General features: G+C 37.7%; 9 protein-coding genes. 5 read left to right on the top strand and 4 right to left on the bottom strand.

The features are described 5' to 3' along the window. Window positions 1-80: 80 nt before the first annotated feature. Together H6G69_RS16705 and H6G69_RS16700 are read left to right on the top strand one after the other, a co-directional pair. Window positions 81-2,399, top strand: a complete 2,319-nt coding sequence (locus H6G69_RS16705) for a CHASE2 domain-containing protein (RefSeq protein ID WP_190689308.1) — start codon at window positions 81-83, stop codon at window positions 2,397-2,399. A gap of 17 nt (window positions 2,400-2,416) precedes the next feature. Beyond that, window positions 2,417-3,235: a DUF928 domain-containing protein gene (locus H6G69_RS16700; RefSeq protein WP_190689305.1), complete on the top strand. Its 819-nt coding sequence runs from the start codon at window positions 2,417-2,419 to the stop codon at window positions 3,233-3,235. 13 nt (window positions 3,236-3,248) lie between these two features. Here the strand turns inward: H6G69_RS16700 and H6G69_RS16695 are convergent, their stop codons facing one another. Beyond that, window positions 3,249-5,996 (bottom strand): CHAT domain-containing protein, encoded by a 2,748-nt coding sequence (locus H6G69_RS16695; RefSeq protein WP_313951211.1) that lies wholly within the window; start codon window positions 5,994-5,996, stop codon window positions 3,249-3,251. 381 nt (window positions 5,997-6,377) lie between these two features. On the opposite strand from H6G69_RS16695, the gene H6G69_RS16690 reads away from it, so the two are divergent. The 3 genes from H6G69_RS16690 (at window position 6,378) to H6G69_RS16680 (ending at window position 8,945) form a co-directional block, all read left to right on the top strand. Then, window positions 6,378-7,049 carry a glutathione S-transferase family protein gene (locus H6G69_RS16690; RefSeq protein ID WP_190689302.1) on the top strand — a complete coding sequence of 224 codons (672 nt, stop codon included), beginning with the start codon at window positions 6,378-6,380 and terminating at the stop codon, window positions 7,047-7,049. 40 nt (window positions 7,050-7,089) lie between these two features. Then, a complete protein-coding gene (locus H6G69_RS16685; protein ID WP_190689299.1) occupies window positions 7,090-7,956 on the top strand; it encodes a CmcJ/NvfI family oxidoreductase in 867 nt (288 codons plus the stop codon). Window positions 7,957-8,030: 74 nt separating this feature from the next. Next, window positions 8,031-8,945, top strand: coding sequence for a TauD/TfdA family dioxygenase (locus tag H6G69_RS16680; protein WP_190689296.1), 915 nt, complete (start codon window positions 8,031-8,033; stop codon window positions 8,943-8,945). A gap of 81 nt (window positions 8,946-9,026) precedes the next feature. On the opposite strand, the gene H6G69_RS16675 is transcribed toward H6G69_RS16680, so the two are convergent. The 3 genes from H6G69_RS16675 to H6G69_RS16665 form a co-directional block, all read right to left on the bottom strand. Continuing rightward, the gene (locus H6G69_RS16675) at window positions 9,027-9,644 is read right to left on the bottom strand and encodes a Uma2 family endonuclease (protein WP_190689284.1); all 618 of its coding nucleotides are present in this window, start codon (window positions 9,642-9,644) and stop codon (window positions 9,027-9,029) included. A gap of 60 nt (window positions 9,645-9,704) precedes the next feature. Next, complete coding sequence (locus H6G69_RS16670) at window positions 9,705-15,707, bottom strand: AAA family ATPase (protein WP_190689280.1); 6,003 nt, start codon at window positions 15,705-15,707, stop codon at window positions 9,705-9,707. A 401-nt stretch (window positions 15,708-16,108) separates the two neighbouring features. After that, window positions 16,109-16,696, bottom strand: a complete 588-nt coding sequence (locus tag H6G69_RS16665; RefSeq protein ID WP_190689277.1) for a heme-copper oxidase subunit III — start codon at window positions 16,694-16,696, stop codon at window positions 16,109-16,111. Between the last annotated feature and the right edge of the window lie 143 nt (window positions 16,697-16,839).

The raw sequence follows: 16,839 nt of genomic DNA, 5'->3' as shown, positions 1-16,839 counted from the left end.
ACCTACATAGCCAATTGGTTGATTTACGATTAGCAAACAGTTAATAATGCTAAAAGCCACACAAAATCGAGAAATCCGCCATGTCTAAGTTAGTCATTATTAACCTAGAAAAAGGTAATTTAACTGACGGTTTTTCTCCTGTCACTGCTCAGATTTGGGAAGTTAATCAATCTCGCCCAGTACAATTTACAGCTAGTTTACCACCAGCACCACAAATTATAGAAACTTATCAACGATTTCAATTAATCTATCAATCTTTATATCATCGCATTAATAGACGTTCTGGATTAGAAATTGAAGAATGCGGTCTAACTAATGTCAGTGAAGTTGATTTTACAGAAGTTTGCCAACAATTACATAAACAAATCAATACTTGGCTAAACTGTGACTCATTTCGACCAATAGACCAACAGTTACGCGCAAGATTAGTTTTAACTGAAGAAATCCAAATAATTATAGAAACAAGCGATCGCCTACTGCAAAAACTTCCTTGGCATCTATGGAATTTTTTGGATGATTACCAAAAAGCCGAAGTATCTATCGGCACGCCAAGATATGAAAAAATCAAAACATTAATCAAAAATAACTCAAATCAAGTTAGAATATTAGCTATTTTAGGCAATAGTGAAGGCATTGATATTGAGCAAGACCGAGCCTTACTTCAGCAGTTACCGAATGCACAAACCATATTTTTAGTAGAACCTTCACGCCAAGAATTTGACCGTTGGCTTTGGCATAAAGATGGCTGGGATATTCTTTTTTTTGCTGGGCATAGTCAAAGTGATGGAGATACAGGTCATATTCAGATTAATCAAATTACTAGTTTAAAAATATCGGAATTAAAAAATGGGTTGAAATATGCAATTACCCGGGGATTAAAACTAGCAATTTTCAATTCTTGTGATGGTTTAGGTCTAGCAAATCAGTTAGTAAAATGGCATATTCCGCAAGTTATTGTGATGCGAGAAGATGTGCCAGATGTCATAGCCCAATCGTTTTTAAAATATTTCCTAACAGCGTTTGCTGATAATCAATCTTTCTATTTAGCAGTTAGATATGCACGAGAAAGATTGCAAGGTCTCGAAGATGAATTTCCTGGTGCTTCTTGGCTACCCACTATTTATCAAAATCCCGCAGCAGAACCACCTACTTGGAATCAATTATCTGGTAAAACGCGCAAATTTGCTTTTTCGTGGTTGAACAAACAAAGTCTGAAAACAGCGATTATAGCCAGTTTAGTAGCTACTGGCTGCGTTGGGGGAATGAGAGCGCAAGGCATCATCCAAGAATGGGAATTGAAAACTTTTGATATGATGATGCGCCTAAGACCTGAGGAAGGAAAAGACCCGCGCATATTAGTAGTAACAGTTACCGAAGCCGACATCCAAGCTCAACAACAAAGGCAAAAATCGTCTTTATCAGATCGTGCGTTAGCACAATTATTGCAGATATTGGCAAAATCAAAGCCAAGAGCTATAGGTTTAGATATCTATCGTGATTTTCCCGTAGAAGCTAAATATCAGGAGTTAGCCAAGAGTTTACGACAAAATCAAGACTTTTTTGCCATTTGTAAAGTCAGTGAAAGTGGCACAAATGGTATCTCGCCGCCTCCAGAACTTCCGAATCAACGTATAGGTTTTAGTGATGTAGTCCGCGATCGCGATTTTATTGTCCGTCGTCATTTGCTAATATTAACTCCAGATTTGCAATCCCCTTGTAAAACTAATTACTCCTTAGGAGTACAGCTAGCCAAACAATATTTAGCAAAACAAGGTATTTCCCTGGATATTAATCATGAAGGATATTTACAAGCTGGTAAGGTAGTTTTTCGACCTATAGACGAGCCTACAGGGAGTTACCAAAAATTTGACGCTCGCGGTCATCAAATTCTACTCAACTATCGCTCTACCAAGCAAATCGCCCAAACAGTAACTCTCACAGAGATTTTAAATCATAAACTCGATCCTAACTTAGTCAGCGATCGCATTGTCTTAATCGGCGTGAGTGCTGAAAGTGTCAGAGATACATTTCTGACCCCTTACAGTATGGGAAATATGCCTTATCAAGAAATTCCCGGAGTATTACTTCATGCACAAATGATCAGCCAAATCCTCAGTGCAGTTTTAGATCATCGTCCTTTATTGTGGGTTTGGCCTTTATGGGTCGAGACTTTTTGGATTTGGGGTTGGTCTTTGATTGGTGGTGTGATAGCTTTATATCGTGGCTTAAAATTGCAACTAGCACTCATAGCTAGTGCCGCAGTGATTATTTTATCTGGATGCTGTTTTGGTCTGTTAATGTCTGGAGGTTGGATACCCTTCTTATCTCCTTTGTTGGCATTGGTAATTACTATTTTTATAGTGATGTCATACACATCATTAATTGAGCAGAAAAAATAGCAGAAAAAAATTTGAATATGAAAATCGATTGTTATTTACCAGCAATAAATCTAGTCTTAGCAATTATTTTTGCAGGGGTGAGTTTTATCCCATTTCCTGCACAATCTCAGCAATCTTATAATACAAGAGTACGTTTTATCCAGCCTACTTTAGAAAAAGAACCAGAAAATCGCGGCGCACCCAACGACAGACAAGGTGCGGGTACGCGTGGAGATTGTCCGAATGTGAATATCCCTCTAACAGCATTAATCCCTTTGAGACAACAAAATCTCAATCAGAAACAAGAAAAACCCATAAATGCCTCTCCAAACCAAATTTCCTTGGGATTAACAGTTAATGAATCTCCTACTTTTTGGTTTTATTTTCCTTATCAACCTCAAGAAATTAACTCTGTCAAATTTGTCTTACTAGATGAAGAAAATAACTCTGTAACTCAAGAACCAATTCCTATTACTATATCTGAAACCCCAGGGATTATTAGTGTTCGGCTTCCTTCAACTACCAAACCTTTAGAAATTGGCAAGTATTATCATTGGTATTTTTTAGTTGATTGCAAACCTCAAAGCCGTACTGATGATCTTTCTGTTGAGGGTTTAGTCAAAAGAGTCGAGCCAAATTCTGCAATCATGAGTCGCTTGAAAACTAGCAAGCCAGAAGAACTTGTAGTTATGTACGCTCAAGCAGGCATTTGGCAAGATGCGATTTCTATTTTAGGTGAACTGCGCCGGAAGCACCCTCAAGATCCCCGGTTGGCTGCTGACTGGCAAGACTTACTCAAATCTGTTGATTTATCTCATATTGCAACCCAACGAATTACACCATGTTGCCATCCTTAATTGCCGTTCATTTTTAAAGCCAATTACCGACTAAAACATAAGGGGCCCAATAAAATGGATGTTCTTCATACTGCTTCAAGATTAACTCTTGAGCGTGGCGTAAAGCTTCTGCTTTAGTGATATTGGGATGATTTTTTATCTGGCGATAGAATTCACCCATCAAAATTGATGTAGTTTTATCGTCTACTTTCCATAAAGAAGCCAGAGTACTACGAGCGCCTGAACGGACTGCAATTCCCGCTAATCCCAAAGCGGCGCGTTTATCGCCAGTAGCTGTTTCACAAGCACTAAGAACGAGTAATTCGATGGGATGTGATGCAATTGTTGGCTTTCCTCCTGCATCTTCTCTAGTTTGCAGTACCTCACGCAGTTGATTGGCATTAATCTTGCCATCCCAGGCCAGAATAAATGTATCTTCTAATTGAGAACTAAATTTACCGTGAGTTGCTAAATGTACGACAGGATAGGCATCAGAACTGACTTGTTTTTCAATGATTGTGTTAGTAAAAGTTTGGTTGAGGAATTGTTTGGTGGGAATTACAGATTTAATTTCTTGCAATTCTGTGGCGACATTAGGTAAAGGACTGTAACCCAGACGGGATTCTGTTAATCCGCCTGCTAAGGCCTCAAATCTTTGTTTTTGTGATTTTGCTTCTATTAGTTGTAATCCAGGAGATAAACTCACACTGTACTTTTCGATGAGATAGTGTTTGCCATCATAGAGGGCTGCCATTGGAATATTGCGTAAAGAGCCATCCAGAACAAAAACTAAGGTTTTTATCTGGTTTTGTTCTAAGAGTTTTTCCGCAGGTTGAATTAACCAGTTGTATACTTGTTGAGAAAGAGCTTGGCGATCGCTAAAAGTATATCTAGTTTCTAGTTTGACTCTTAGTTGGTCTAAAATACTTTCTACTTCAGTGTTTGTTTGATTAACTCTATAATGACTCAGTTGTTCTTGGTGGGGTAATTTAACAATTACTTCTAATCTATCTGGCAAAATAATTGGGTAAACTACTGCTGTGGCGGGATTAGCACTATCGACAATTTGATCAATTTGCGTTGGTTGAGCTTTAATGCAAGCATCACGGAAAAAGTTATCTAATTCCGCTAACTGTAAAGTTTCAATTACACTCCGCGCTTGTTTTAAATTTTCCAGACTAGGTTTTTCTGGTTCCAACAATAAAGCTACTAATTGTCGATATACTGGTTCTACTTGATCTCGAAAATCAAATTGAATATCAGGATTAAGAGCTACTAAGTCAGCACGTAAAGATTTGAGACTAGTTACAGCCTCTGTATATGCAGCTATGGCAGCTTGGGAATTTCCCTGAGCAAAAAGTATTCTTCCTAATTGCCATTGCCATTGATAAGCAATATCGGAGGCATTCAGTATTTTAGACAGATTTAAGGCTGATTCTGTGTATTTACGAGCTATTGATAATTGTTTAGTTTGTTCATATACTTGGCCTAGATGACCTAGGGCATAAGATTCGGCTCTTGGGTCTTTGATATTTTGAGCTTGTTGAATAGCTGTATTCAGCAGTTGGACACTTTCATCAATTTTCACTTCTGCCTTATTTACCTGATGCAAGCATTGTAAACTATTGACAAAGTTAACTTTGGCATAAACCGTTGCTTGGCTAGGTGTCAGAGTATTTAGTGTAGATTTAATAGAGTTTAGTTCTTCAGATGTGGGCTGTTGATGCAGATATAGCGAGACTTTTAAACGATTTATTTGTGCTTGCACCTTTGCCATCGGAGACATAGATTTATCTATGCTTTGTTGATAAAAATTAATAGCATTGGTGTAATAATTTTTGGCTTTATCGGTAATAGTTTCGTAACCACAAGTGAAAGGTGTAATGTCTTCTTTTTGTGTATTAGTTTCTTGTAATAAACTGCGATTGGCAAAAGAGAAAAATGTATTACCTAAACTCAGCAAAGTAGAACTTTCTTCTTGAGGCGATCGCAATCTTTGAGCAACTGCTAAACTTTCCTCTAAGGTTTGCTGCGAGTCTTTTAAATCACCACTAGCACGTAAAGCATTACCAAAACTTCTCAACCCAATAGCTTTGATGAGTGAGTCTGGTTGTGCTTGCCAACTTTGTTTAATCTGCTCGAATATTTTCATTGTGCTGCGGTAACGACCCAAAGATTGTAAAGCTGTAGCTTGGTTAATTAAACTACCTGTGTAACCAGCTTGTTCACCAATTTGAGCATATATTTTGGTTGCTATTTGCCACGATGCTAAAGCAGATTCCGTCTCACCTAAAGCAAGTTGTAAACTACCTTGGGTATTATGCACTAAAGCCAGAATATGTTTTGACTGATTTGTATGCAGTGCCGCATTATTTAATAACTCCAGACTAGTAGTAATTGTTTTAGTTGCTTGTTGTAACTGTCCAAGCTTTTGCTCAGTTAAAGATAAATAATTTAACACCAAAGCTTGATTTAAAATATCTTTTTGGGAATCGTATATCTGTGCAGCCTGCTGAAAACTTTGCGCCGCTTGTGTAAATTGTCCTGCTTGGTAAAAAGTTTTACCTTGCTGTACTAGTTCTGGGGCATTAAGAGGTGCGGGAGATTGTTTTGTCGGGGTTTGGTTGGCAATAGGCGTAAGTATGGATTTAGCCGGAAATAGGTGAACCCCAAAGCTGAAAACTAACCCCAAACAAGCTAAAACAAGAATCTTAAATCTGCGTTGCCCAAAAATTAAAAATGAAGAATGATTCTTAGTTATGTTGCCAAAATTATTTTTCACCACGACACTCCTAAATCAAACATAACTGATGCTTCAAGTCTTTTCCGGCAATGAAGGGTGATTGTGGAGCCTGACATCCTGATGAAAACTCCTTCAACGCTTGAGGTGTTCCAGTAGAACCACTACCAATAATACCTCGTTCGGTAAAAGACTTGTCATCAAGGGAGCAGGGGAGAAAGAGTTTTATCTTTCTGCACAGATGAATATATTTAGTTTGACTAATAATTAGGTATACATATTTTATAAAGGCTGTATAATGTCTATACTACGTTAAATCGACCGATAAAGTGTATTAAACTAAAAGATTAACGCCCTACCTGTCAGTTAACTCTTTTAGTTTGAGTTGTGCAATCTACCTGATAACTCCAAGGAAAAAACTTCATGAGTAACTTAAAACTTTACTTTGCTAAAGCATCTACCTTCTCTCAGCGTACCCGTGTAGTTTTATTAGAAAAAGGCATTGACTTCACCCCAGTAGAAATTGATCTCCAAAACAAACCAGAAGGTTACACCCAGATTTCCCGCTATGGCAAGGTTCCGGCGATTCAACATGGGGATGTGGAAATTTACGAATCTGCGATTATCAACGAATATCTAGAAGAAGTTTTTCCAGAACCAGCTTTATTACCTCAAGATCCGGCACAAAAAGCGATCGCACGGATCTGGATAGACTACGCCAACACTCGCTTAGTCCCGGCTTTTAACAAGTTTCTGCGTGGTAAAGATAGCCAAGAACATGAACAAGGAAAAACAGAGTTTATCGAAGCACTCCTTTATATAGAGAAAGAAGCATTCGCCCAAGGTGATTATTTATTAGGGGATCAATTTAGCCTGGTTGATATTAGTTTTTATCCTTGGTTTGAACGTTTACCACTGTTAGAACACTTCCGCCAATTCACCCTTCCCGCAGAAACTCCACGCTTGCAGAGATGGTGGAGTATAGTACGCGATCGCTCTTCCATTCAGCAAGTCGCCAATCCTACGGAGTTTTATATCCAAAGATTCGCCAAAATTCTCGGTGAACCAGTTCCCGTTGGTGCAGCACAAAAATAGCTATCCATAACCAATCACAAAATCCAAAATGGGATGACCTATGAGCTTAAATAATCAAGTTCTAGACAGACCGATTTCCCAAGAATTGCCATACGTAGAGGCGAATCTGAGTTATCTGATTCCAATGGCACAAAAACCTGTGAACTACACCTACGAACCACCGCCAGGAATCCCGCGCACTAATGGTAATTTTCAAACGTACAAACTCCCTATCTATAATGCTCGTTCTATCTCTGAAAACATTTCGTTAGATCAAGAAGGTTTTGCTTTTACAGCACATCACACCAGTGTGCGCGACTTTTACGACGAAGACGAAATACGCCGCGTTTACTATCCAGAAGCAGAGCAATTATTAAAAGAAGTCACAGGTGCAACACAGGTAGTGATATTCGATCACACCCTGCGCAATGCTGGCAAATCAAAGCCTGGTGAGAACAATATTAAAGAACCTGCCAAGCGCGTACATAACGATTTCACAGCTAAATCTGGCTATACTCGCGCTCATTTAGAACTAGCCGCGCGCGGCATAGAGAATATTGATGCAGTATTGCAAAAGAGATTCGCTATTGTAAATGTTTGGCGCGCCATCGCTCAACCAATTCAAGAGTCGCCATTAGCACTGTGTGACGCGCAAAGTATTGCCAAAAACGACTTAGTAGCAGGTGATTTAGTGTACCGCGATCGCATCGGTGAGACTTACGCAGTTACATATAATCCCGAACACAAGTGGTATTACTTCCCACAAATGCACCCAAACGAAGCACTATTTATTAAATGCTTCGACTCTGCAGAAGATGGACGCGCCCGTTTTGCCGCCCATACAGCTTTTGAAGATCCAACTAGTCCCAGTAATGCACCTCCTAGAGAAAGCATTGAATTACGGACATTTATTTTTTACGACGCATAGATACCTTCTTCTGAAAATATCTGCGCCTCGGCGTTTGGGAAACAAATGAATTAACCCTTAGAAAGATAAATCTCATGACTTCTCAACACTTTGACATCAAACCAGTTGCTGGACGTATTGGAGCCAAAATCATCGGTGTTGACCTGAGTAATAATCTCAGCGATGAAATTATCAGCGATATCCGCAAAGCTCTAGTTAAATACAAAGTTATCTTTTTCCACGAGCAGAACCTCGACGCACAAGGACAAGTAGCCTTTGCTCGTCGCTTTGGCGAAGTCACTACAGCCCATCCCACCGTTCCATCACTCCCAGAAAACCCCGAAGTCCTGGACTTGAATTACGGCAAGACAGTGAGCCGCGCTAACAACTGGCACACCGATGTAACATTTGTAGACCGTCCTCCTCTCGGTTCAATTTTGCGGGCGTTGGTCATCCCACCTTCAGGAGGCGATACAATTTGGGCAAACTCTGTAACTGCTTACGAAGATTTGCCAGATCCGCTGCGTCATCTTGCTGATCAACTTTGGGCAGTTCACAGCAACGCCTATGATTATGCTGCCGCCACAATTGATTTACCACAAGAAATTTTAGAACATCGGGCTGTGTTCACCTCTACGGTGTACGAAACTTTGCATCCAGTTGTGCGTGTGCATCCAGAATCTGGCGAACGGGGCTTATTTATCGGTGGTTTTGTGCGTCGTCTGCGTGGCTTGTCACAAAATGAATCTGATGAAATTATTAAATTGTTGCAAGCTTATGTCACCCGTCCCGAAAATACCGTCCGCTGGCGTTGGAAAGTTGGTGATGTAGCTTTTTGGGATAATCGCGCTACACAACATTATGCGATCGCTGATTACGGCAATCAACCGCGTCACGTTCAGCGAGTCACCATAGTTGGCGATGTTCCTGTTGGTATTGATGGTAAACAAAGTGAAGCAATTAAAGGAGATTCATCGGCATATAACCGACGTGAACCTGCTTTAGTATAGAGCAAAGTAGTAGGGGTGATATCGATCCCCCTACTGATGATTTTTATCTAATCTGCTTTTATTTTTGAGAAAATCCCAGACTCATTGACCAAAATTAAAAACTTGTTCTGCTGTCAAATTCAACTCAGGGAAGGTAGGCGATATAATTTTATCGTTTCCGCGAAACTGACTTACTTGGTACTCCCCATCAATAAGTTGATAAACTGAGAAAGTAGGTTGTTTAGGATTGCCAATGAATTTCTTTGCTCCTAATGCTGCATAGTCAATAATCCAATATTCAAGAATTTCCATTTCTTCATAATCTGCCAACTTCAAATAGTAATCATCACGCCAATTAGTACTGACCACCTCAATAACTAATGGTATGGAACTTCCTTTAGTAACAGTAGAATATTTTTCCCACAGTGGTTCATCAACTAAAGCAACGTCATTGAGGATTAATACATCGGGAAAATAGCCTGATTCTCTTTGGGGTGGTCTGACTATTGCCTGATTGGGAATAAAGTAAGGCAATCTTAATCTTCTAAATTCTATAGTCAATTCAGCCGCCGCAAACCCTTTGATCCTTTCATGTTTTCCTGTCGGCTGTGCCATTTCTACAATTTCTCCATGATGCAATTCGTAACGTATCCCAGAGTTTTCGGGATACCATGCTATAAATTCCTCAAACGTAACTACATTTTGTAAAGCTTGCGTCATGGCAATTGATAGCTGTGAGTTTGCTTTTATTTTATCAGGACTGTTTCACCAAGCTTGATTCTATGCAGGCTCATAGAGAATTGATGTTACAGGCAATTCAATGACAAATTCCGTGCCTTGCCCTAGGGTAGAATTCACATCGATGCTACCACCATGTTTTTCTACAACTATTTGACGAGCGATTGGTAATCCTAAACCTGTACCTTTACCCACTTCTTTGGTAGTAAATAAGTGGTCAAAAATCTTTTGTTGTACGGCTTCATCCATACCCTTACCATTATCAGCAATTTTGATAGTGATTTGGTGATTATGCAGAGAAGTTGTGACAGTAATGCGGTTAGGATTTGCCTCAATATCTTTAAAGCTACGTTCTGTATTGGCTTCTTCTAAAGCATCAATAGCATTGGCTAAAATATTCATAAATACCTGATTTAATTGTCCGGGAAAGCATTCAATTTTGGGTAAATTATCATAATTAGTTACCACTTCAATTGCTGGACGTTTATCGTTGGCTTTGAGACGATGCTTGAGAATTAAGATTGTACTATCAATGCCTTCATGAATATCAAAAGGTACTTTGTAATCTTTATCCGCACGGGAGAAAGTTCGTAAACTAGTACTGATATTTTTTAATCTTTCGCTAGCTAATATCATTGAATCAAGCATCTTAGGCAAGTCTTCTAAGCTGTAATCTAAATCGATTTGTTTGGCATGGTTGATAATAGTTTCTTCATTATGACTTGAGCCTGTTTGATACAGTTGCAAATGTTCAATAATATCTGTCAAAGTAGGTTTAGCTTGTTCTAAACTAGCAGAAATAAAGCCGAGGGGATTATTCATTTCGTGAGCTACACCTGCAACAAGATTACCCAAGGCAGACATTTTTTCATTTTGAACTAATTGCAGTTGCGTTTGCTGAAGATGTTGCAGTGCTTGTTCTAATTGGGTAGCTTGTTGTTTAGTTTTAATTAATAAATCTGTTTGCTTGAGGGCTACTCCTAATTGTGCGCCAACTTGTTGAGCAAATTGAATTTCAAAAGGTTGCCAATAACGTGGGCGATCGCATTGATGAATGCAGAGTAATCCCCACAGTTCATCATCCTGCATAATTGGGACTACTAAAGAGGCTTGGATTTGGAATTGCGCTAAAATTTGTCGATGACAATCTAAAATTGTGTCTGTATTAACATCAGGTATAGAGCAGAAGCGTCCTTTTTTATATAAATTGGCAAATTTTTCACCAAAGCAATTATCTTGCACTTTCACGGCTAAAGCTGAGGTAAATTGTGGTAAAACATCTTCTGCAATAAATTCGCCATATTCATAATTTTCATTGAGATGAAATTGATAAATACCGACGCGATCGGCATTAAGAATTTGGCGAATATTTTGGGTAACGGCTCGAAAAATGCTATCTAACTCTAAAGATTCTCGAATCTGAGAGACGACTTTAAATAAAGTTTTTTGTTGCTGGAGAGATTGTTGTAACTGTCGCGCTTGATCTTGAGATTCTCGATAAAGGCGAGCATTTTCTAAAGAAATCGCCGCTTGGGTTGATAAAATTTGAATAATTTCCAGGCGATCGCGATTAAATACACCACTTGTCAGTTTATTTTCTAAATAGAGAATTCCTACTAAATGCCCTTGATGAATAATTGGCGTACATAATACACTCTGGGGTTGGATGTGCTGCATATATTCACCAATTAGTACCGGAATATCTGTTTTGCAATTATCGATGATAATTGTTCTTTGAGTATGTTTGACATAATTGATGATAGTTTTAGGAATATCTGGGCAAGTATCCATTGATTCTAAATTCAAAATAGTTTGAATATTCCCTTGAGAATTTACTTGATGATTAATCCAAGTAATTGCTTTAACTTGCCAGTTACCCCATTCATCAGGCAAAATTAATGCAGATTTTTTCGCCCCAGAATTTTCTACAATAATTTGAGTCAAGCTCGCTACAAGTTGATCTAATTCGATAGTACTAGAGATAGTTTGGGCTGCTTTGAACACAGCAGCAAAATTTAAAATATCAGTAATACTTGTGCTATTAGTAGTGGATTTTTCGGCAATTGTGGTTATAGTTTCTAAAGGATGTAAGTTGATTTGTCGCTGTTGTAAAATAGGTTTAAGTAGTTGAGGATAGGATTTTTCTAAATCCTCAGTTTTAGCTTTTGCACCCCAGCGAGCATAACCATAATAGGCTTCTTGCATATATCCTTGAGCGGCTTTTTCTTGATTGATTTTCAAATAAAATTTAGCTGCAAGTTCATTTGCAAGTGCTTCTTCGCGGATATAGCCATTTTTCTTTGCGCCAGTAATAGCACGCTCGTAGCCTTCAATTGCTTCCCATTTTTTGCCAAGTAATTGATCAAGTTCGGCGGAAACTAATTCAAATTTATGCAAATAATTCATGGGAGCGTGAGCAGCCCAATTTTGTAATTTCTGCTGATTTGTGCTGATTTTTTGCAGTAGCTCGTTTAAATCTTTTTGTGGTGATGCTTGATATGCAGCTATGTTTGCTAGAGAGTCATAAAAATGAAAAATAGGAATATAAGGAAAACCCACAGCACCATCTAAATATTGTTCACATAAAGCCGCATCAATAATTGCTTGCTGGTAATCTGCAAACAGATAATTTAAGCAGAGTTTGTGAAAATAAAGGTAGAATATGCCCATGCGATCGCTAGATTGAATGTAATTAGGCAACATAGCTGCTTCATCACAAAATTCACCTTTTAAGTATGGGGATGAGCTTCTACCTACTTGACAATCATGTATTGCTTGCCGCAACATTTGAAAATAGTTAACTGCGCTCATTTGCTTGGCTTGCAAGAGAGAATCATGTAAAACAATGACTTCTTGTTCAAGCTCTGATAATTCTTTTTCTATCCCGGCAAAATAGGCAAATGCACAATACATAACTGCGGAATATCCGGCAAATTGAAAGTCGCCAGTTTCTAACCCAATAGAATAGGCTTCTTTGAGAGGAATTAAAGTGATGCTCACATTCTCTTGCCAATGTTTAATAAAGCCATAAACCATAGCATCCACTTTACATTGCAGTTCTTTAGCATTTAGCTTGTGTAATAAATTTAAGGCAAGTTGACCAAATTTATAACCTGTTTCAATATCTCCCATCCCGCCACAAATAATTGCTGCACAACAGGCGTAACTATGGCTAGCAATAGCAGTATTACCATATTTAATTGATAAACTGACTTCTTTAAAAGTTAGCAATACATATAGTATAGGAGATGAAAGAAATGCAGCTGGTAAGATACTCGATATGAGGCGCATAATTGCTAATTGATTGGGGTCAGTCATCAATGGTAGATTGATTAAATCGGGGATTTCTTGACCTTGATAAGTTAATTGCATTTCTTGAAATGCTGCACCAATATCATTGGGAGTTGGGTTTTCGGGAAATTCTATCCCCAATAATTTAAGAATTTCTAATCCTGCCTTAATAGCAGCCAATGATTGATTTTGAACAACTAAAGCTTGACTTTGAATTTCGTAAATTTTGATGGTGTCAAGAATGGTTTTAGCTTGCTGAATTACAGATGTTGCTAGCCTTTCCATTTCGACAAAGTTGCCACTTAAATAAGCTGCTTCTGTAGCTGTTTCATATATTTTTAAAGTCAAATCATATTGATTTTGCCAACTGTTTGTGTTTAAAAGTTGTAGTGCTGTTGTGCAGTAATCCCAAGCTGCACTATACGCAGTTGAGGTTTTCGCTTTTTGGGCTGCATTTAAATTTAAATTTGCTAGTTCCTGCTTTTGTGCCTCTGTATTTACTAGCCTAATCCCACAATTGAGTTGATTAACAATGGCAAATATTTTTTCTTCATGTTGTGAGATTGGCGTGTTAGTTAATAACAATTGCCCAATATTAAAATGAGTTAATTGCTTGTCTGATTCAGGGATTAATAAATAGGCGGCTTGTTGAATGCGATCGTGCAGAAACTTATAAACAAAAGTTTCAGAATTTGCTTGAGGAATTTCTTGATTATCTAAGTCAATAAAAAACTTATAAACTTCGCTTTGAGGTAAAATTAAACCTGCTTGTAAAGAACTCCATAAACAAGCAGCTGTTTCGGCTGTTGATTGTTGCGAAACAATTGCTAAGGTTTCTAAATCAAATTGATTCCCTATACAAGCAGCTAATTTTAAAACCTCTTGAGTGGATTTTGGCAGTTTTTGGAGTTGTAATGCCATAAATTCAACGACATTATTTGTGAGCGATCGCTGGCTAATTTTTGATATATCACATTGCCAATGTCCTTGCTCATAATTAAAATTAATTAAACCATCTTGATGTAAAGCTTTAATAAACTGGGTTGCAAAAAATGGATTGCCTTGAGTTTTTTGATAAATTAATTTTGATAGTGGTTTAGCTAAGATTTCTTTGCAGTTAAGTGTATCTGCTACTAATTGATTTAATTTGAATTCATTTAACGTTTTAAGAGTAATTTTATTAATTTTGATGCCATTTTTTTTGATTTCGTCTAACGTCAGCATTAAACTATGGGCCGCAGATACTTCATTATCTCGATACGCACCAATCAGTAATAAGTAACCAGAATTTGCCTCACTGATTAATGATTGGATAAGTTTTAAAGAAGTAGAATCAATCCATTGTAAGTCATCTAAGAATATGACTAATGGATGCTCTTGACTGCAAAATAATTTGATAAATTTTTGTAATAGTAAATTGAAGCGATTTTGTGCTGCATTTGCTGATAATTCTGGTGCTGGTAGTTGTTTACCAATAATTAGTTCTAATTCCGGTATGACTTCAATAATTACTTGGGCATTATCTCCTAATGCTTCTGTAATTTTAGCTTGCAATTGTTTGATTTTTTGGTCACTTTCGGTTAGTAATTGACCCATTAAATCGCGGAAAGCTTGTACAAAAGCCGAGAAAGGAATATTCCGATTAAATTGGTCAAATTTGCCTTTAATAAAATAACCACGCTGTTTAACAATTGGTTTGTGAACTTCATTCACAACTGCTGTTTTACCAATACCAGAAAAACCAGCCACTAACATGATTTCTGTTGCACTGTTAGCAACGCGCTCAAATGCTTCTAGTAGAGTTTGAACTTCCTGTTCACGTCCGTAGAGTTTTTCGGGAATATTAAAACGATCGCACACATCTCGCTGCGCGATTAAGAAATTTTTAATTTTCCCTCTTTGTTGGAATTGAGTTAAACAATTTTCCAAATCATGCTTCAGTCCCAGCGCACTTTGATAGCGGTCTTCTGCATTTTTGGACATCAATTTCATCACAATATCGGAAATTACTTGGGGAATTTCTTCCCCCAAACTTGTTCTCCCAACTCTTTTTCGTAATGCTGTAGGTATTTTCGCCATATGACAATGTAGCAATTCCATCGCATCTTTGGCTTTAAACGGTAATTCTCCGGTGAGTAATTCATAAAAAGTCACACCCAAAGAATAAAAATCACTTCGGTAATCAATTAAGCGATTCATTCTTCCTGTTTGTTCTGGGGAAATATAAGCCAGTGTCCCTTCCAAAACCTGAGGATTAATGAGTGTTTGATTTTCCCGTGGTAACAACGATGCAATACTAAAATCTATAAGCTTGATTTGCTTTGTTTTAGGATTAATGAGAATATTGCTAGGCTTAATATCTTTATGAATGATGCCATTGCGGTAAAGTGTATCTAATATATTGCAAAGTGCGATCGCTATCTGCAAAAACTCCTGTAAAGACCAAAAAAATGTCGGTTCTACAGCAGTGAAATAATCTTTGAGGGAAATTCCCCCAAAATCTTCCATTACTATTGCATAGCCATTTTGATAAGTTTCTAAGCTATAAGTTTCGATGATTCCGGGATAATGAAGATTTTTGGCAATGGTATATTGATTACGAAACTGCACCAATTCACTAAAACTGGGATAAGGGTTCTTCAGCAGTTTAATCACTACGGGTTGACTGTCCCGTTCTCGACACCCACGATAAACAAGTGTTCTCAAGCCGTTATAAACTTCTTCGCCAAATTGATATCCGGGAATGCTCAACATACCACTAAACTCTGACTAGGTTCAAATATTAGTGTTCCCAGATATGGCAATTAACAATCAATCGTATTCTTGACGCTTAGTAACTAATAGCTATTTTATAAATAATAAATAACCTGCTATTAGCTTGATTATATAAATATTTGATGAGTGACAAACTATATATTTATACAAATTGGCAAATAATTTATCAATTTTTATCTACACTAATTATCTCAGTAAAACTATATTTTCTATCAATATTTTTTTCAATTCTCCGTGCTTTTAAAAACTATTTTATTAAGTTAAAATAGTGCGATAATTGCTATATATTTTAAATCTTGTCAGGACGGATTTACTAATATGATTATTTATTAACCAAAATATCAATAAAACCGCCCCTAAGCGAATCCAAAATTTAAAATCTAAAATTCGGTCAGAATGTACAACAGTGAAAAGAGAATAATCCAAATAATGTCGACAAAATGCCAATAGATTTCAGCCATTTCAATACCAGTATGTTTAGTAGCAGAGTAATGACCGGCACGGCGCGATCGCCACATTACACCTAGAATTAACAACAACCCAATAAATACGTGCAACCCGTGAAAGCCTGTCATTAAATAAAAACAGTTAGCAAACACGTTGGTAGTTAAGCCATATCCTAAAGTCAAATATTCATATACCTGACCTCCCAAAAAAATAGCCCCCATTAGTGCAGTGATACCATACCACAATCGCATTCCGACAACGTTGTTTTTCTTAATGGCTGTATCACCTAAATGAATCACAAAACTACTAGAAACTAGGATGATAGTGTTAATGCTTGGTACAAGTAATTCAACTTCTGTACCTTCTGGCGGCCAAACTGCGTTAGCACCGCGTAGATAAAGGTAAGTGGCAAAAAAACCACCAAACATCAATGACTCGGAAATTAAAAATGTCAGCAGTCCAAACACTCGCAAGTCTGGATGTGCTTCATGGGAGATTTCTGGTGTGTTCACAGTTTGCATAAATTTTTAATTGTGTTCAGTGTTGTTATTTATCCGTTGTCCTTTGTCATTATTTATTTGTTAGACTTACGCACGAGTTACGAAATAACGCACCACAGAGGCGCAGAGATCACAGAGAAATAAGAGTTTGAGAGATATTTTGC

The sequence above is a fragment of the Nostoc sp. FACHB-110 genome (assembly GCF_014697425.1).
Taxonomy (GTDB): Bacteria; Cyanobacteriota; Cyanobacteriia; order Cyanobacteriales; family Nostocaceae; genus Nostoc_B.
The sequence above is the reverse complement of the archived record's forward strand: the minus strand, read 5'-3'. Positions and strand labels throughout refer to the sequence as shown.

What these genes read in the sequence shown, in the direction of transcription:
- H6G69_RS16705 (WP_190689308.1), top strand. Translation starts at nt 81, where the DNA reads ATGTCTAAGTTAGTCATTATTAACCTAGAAAAAGGTAATTTAACTGAC.
- H6G69_RS16700 (WP_190689305.1), top strand. Translation starts at nt 2,417, where the DNA reads ATGAAAATCGATTGTTATTTACCAGCAATAAATCTAGTCTTAGCAATT.
- H6G69_RS16690 (WP_190689302.1), top strand. Translation starts at nt 6,378, where the DNA reads ATGAGTAACTTAAAACTTTACTTTGCTAAAGCATCTACCTTCTCTCAG.
- H6G69_RS16685 (WP_190689299.1), top strand. Translation starts at nt 7,090, where the DNA reads ATGAGCTTAAATAATCAAGTTCTAGACAGACCGATTTCCCAAGAATTG.
- H6G69_RS16680 (WP_190689296.1), top strand. Translation starts at nt 8,031, where the DNA reads ATGACTTCTCAACACTTTGACATCAAACCAGTTGCTGGACGTATTGGA.
- H6G69_RS16675 (WP_190689284.1), bottom strand. Translation starts at nt 9,644, where the DNA reads ATGACGCAAGCTTTACAAAATGTAGTTACGTTTGAGGAATTTATAGCA.
- H6G69_RS16670 (WP_190689280.1), bottom strand. Translation starts at nt 15,707, where the DNA reads ATGTTGAGCATTCCCGGATATCAATTTGGCGAAGAAGTTTATAACGGC.
- H6G69_RS16665 (WP_190689277.1), bottom strand. Translation starts at nt 16,696, where the DNA reads ATGCAAACTGTGAACACACCAGAAATCTCCCATGAAGCACATCCAGAC.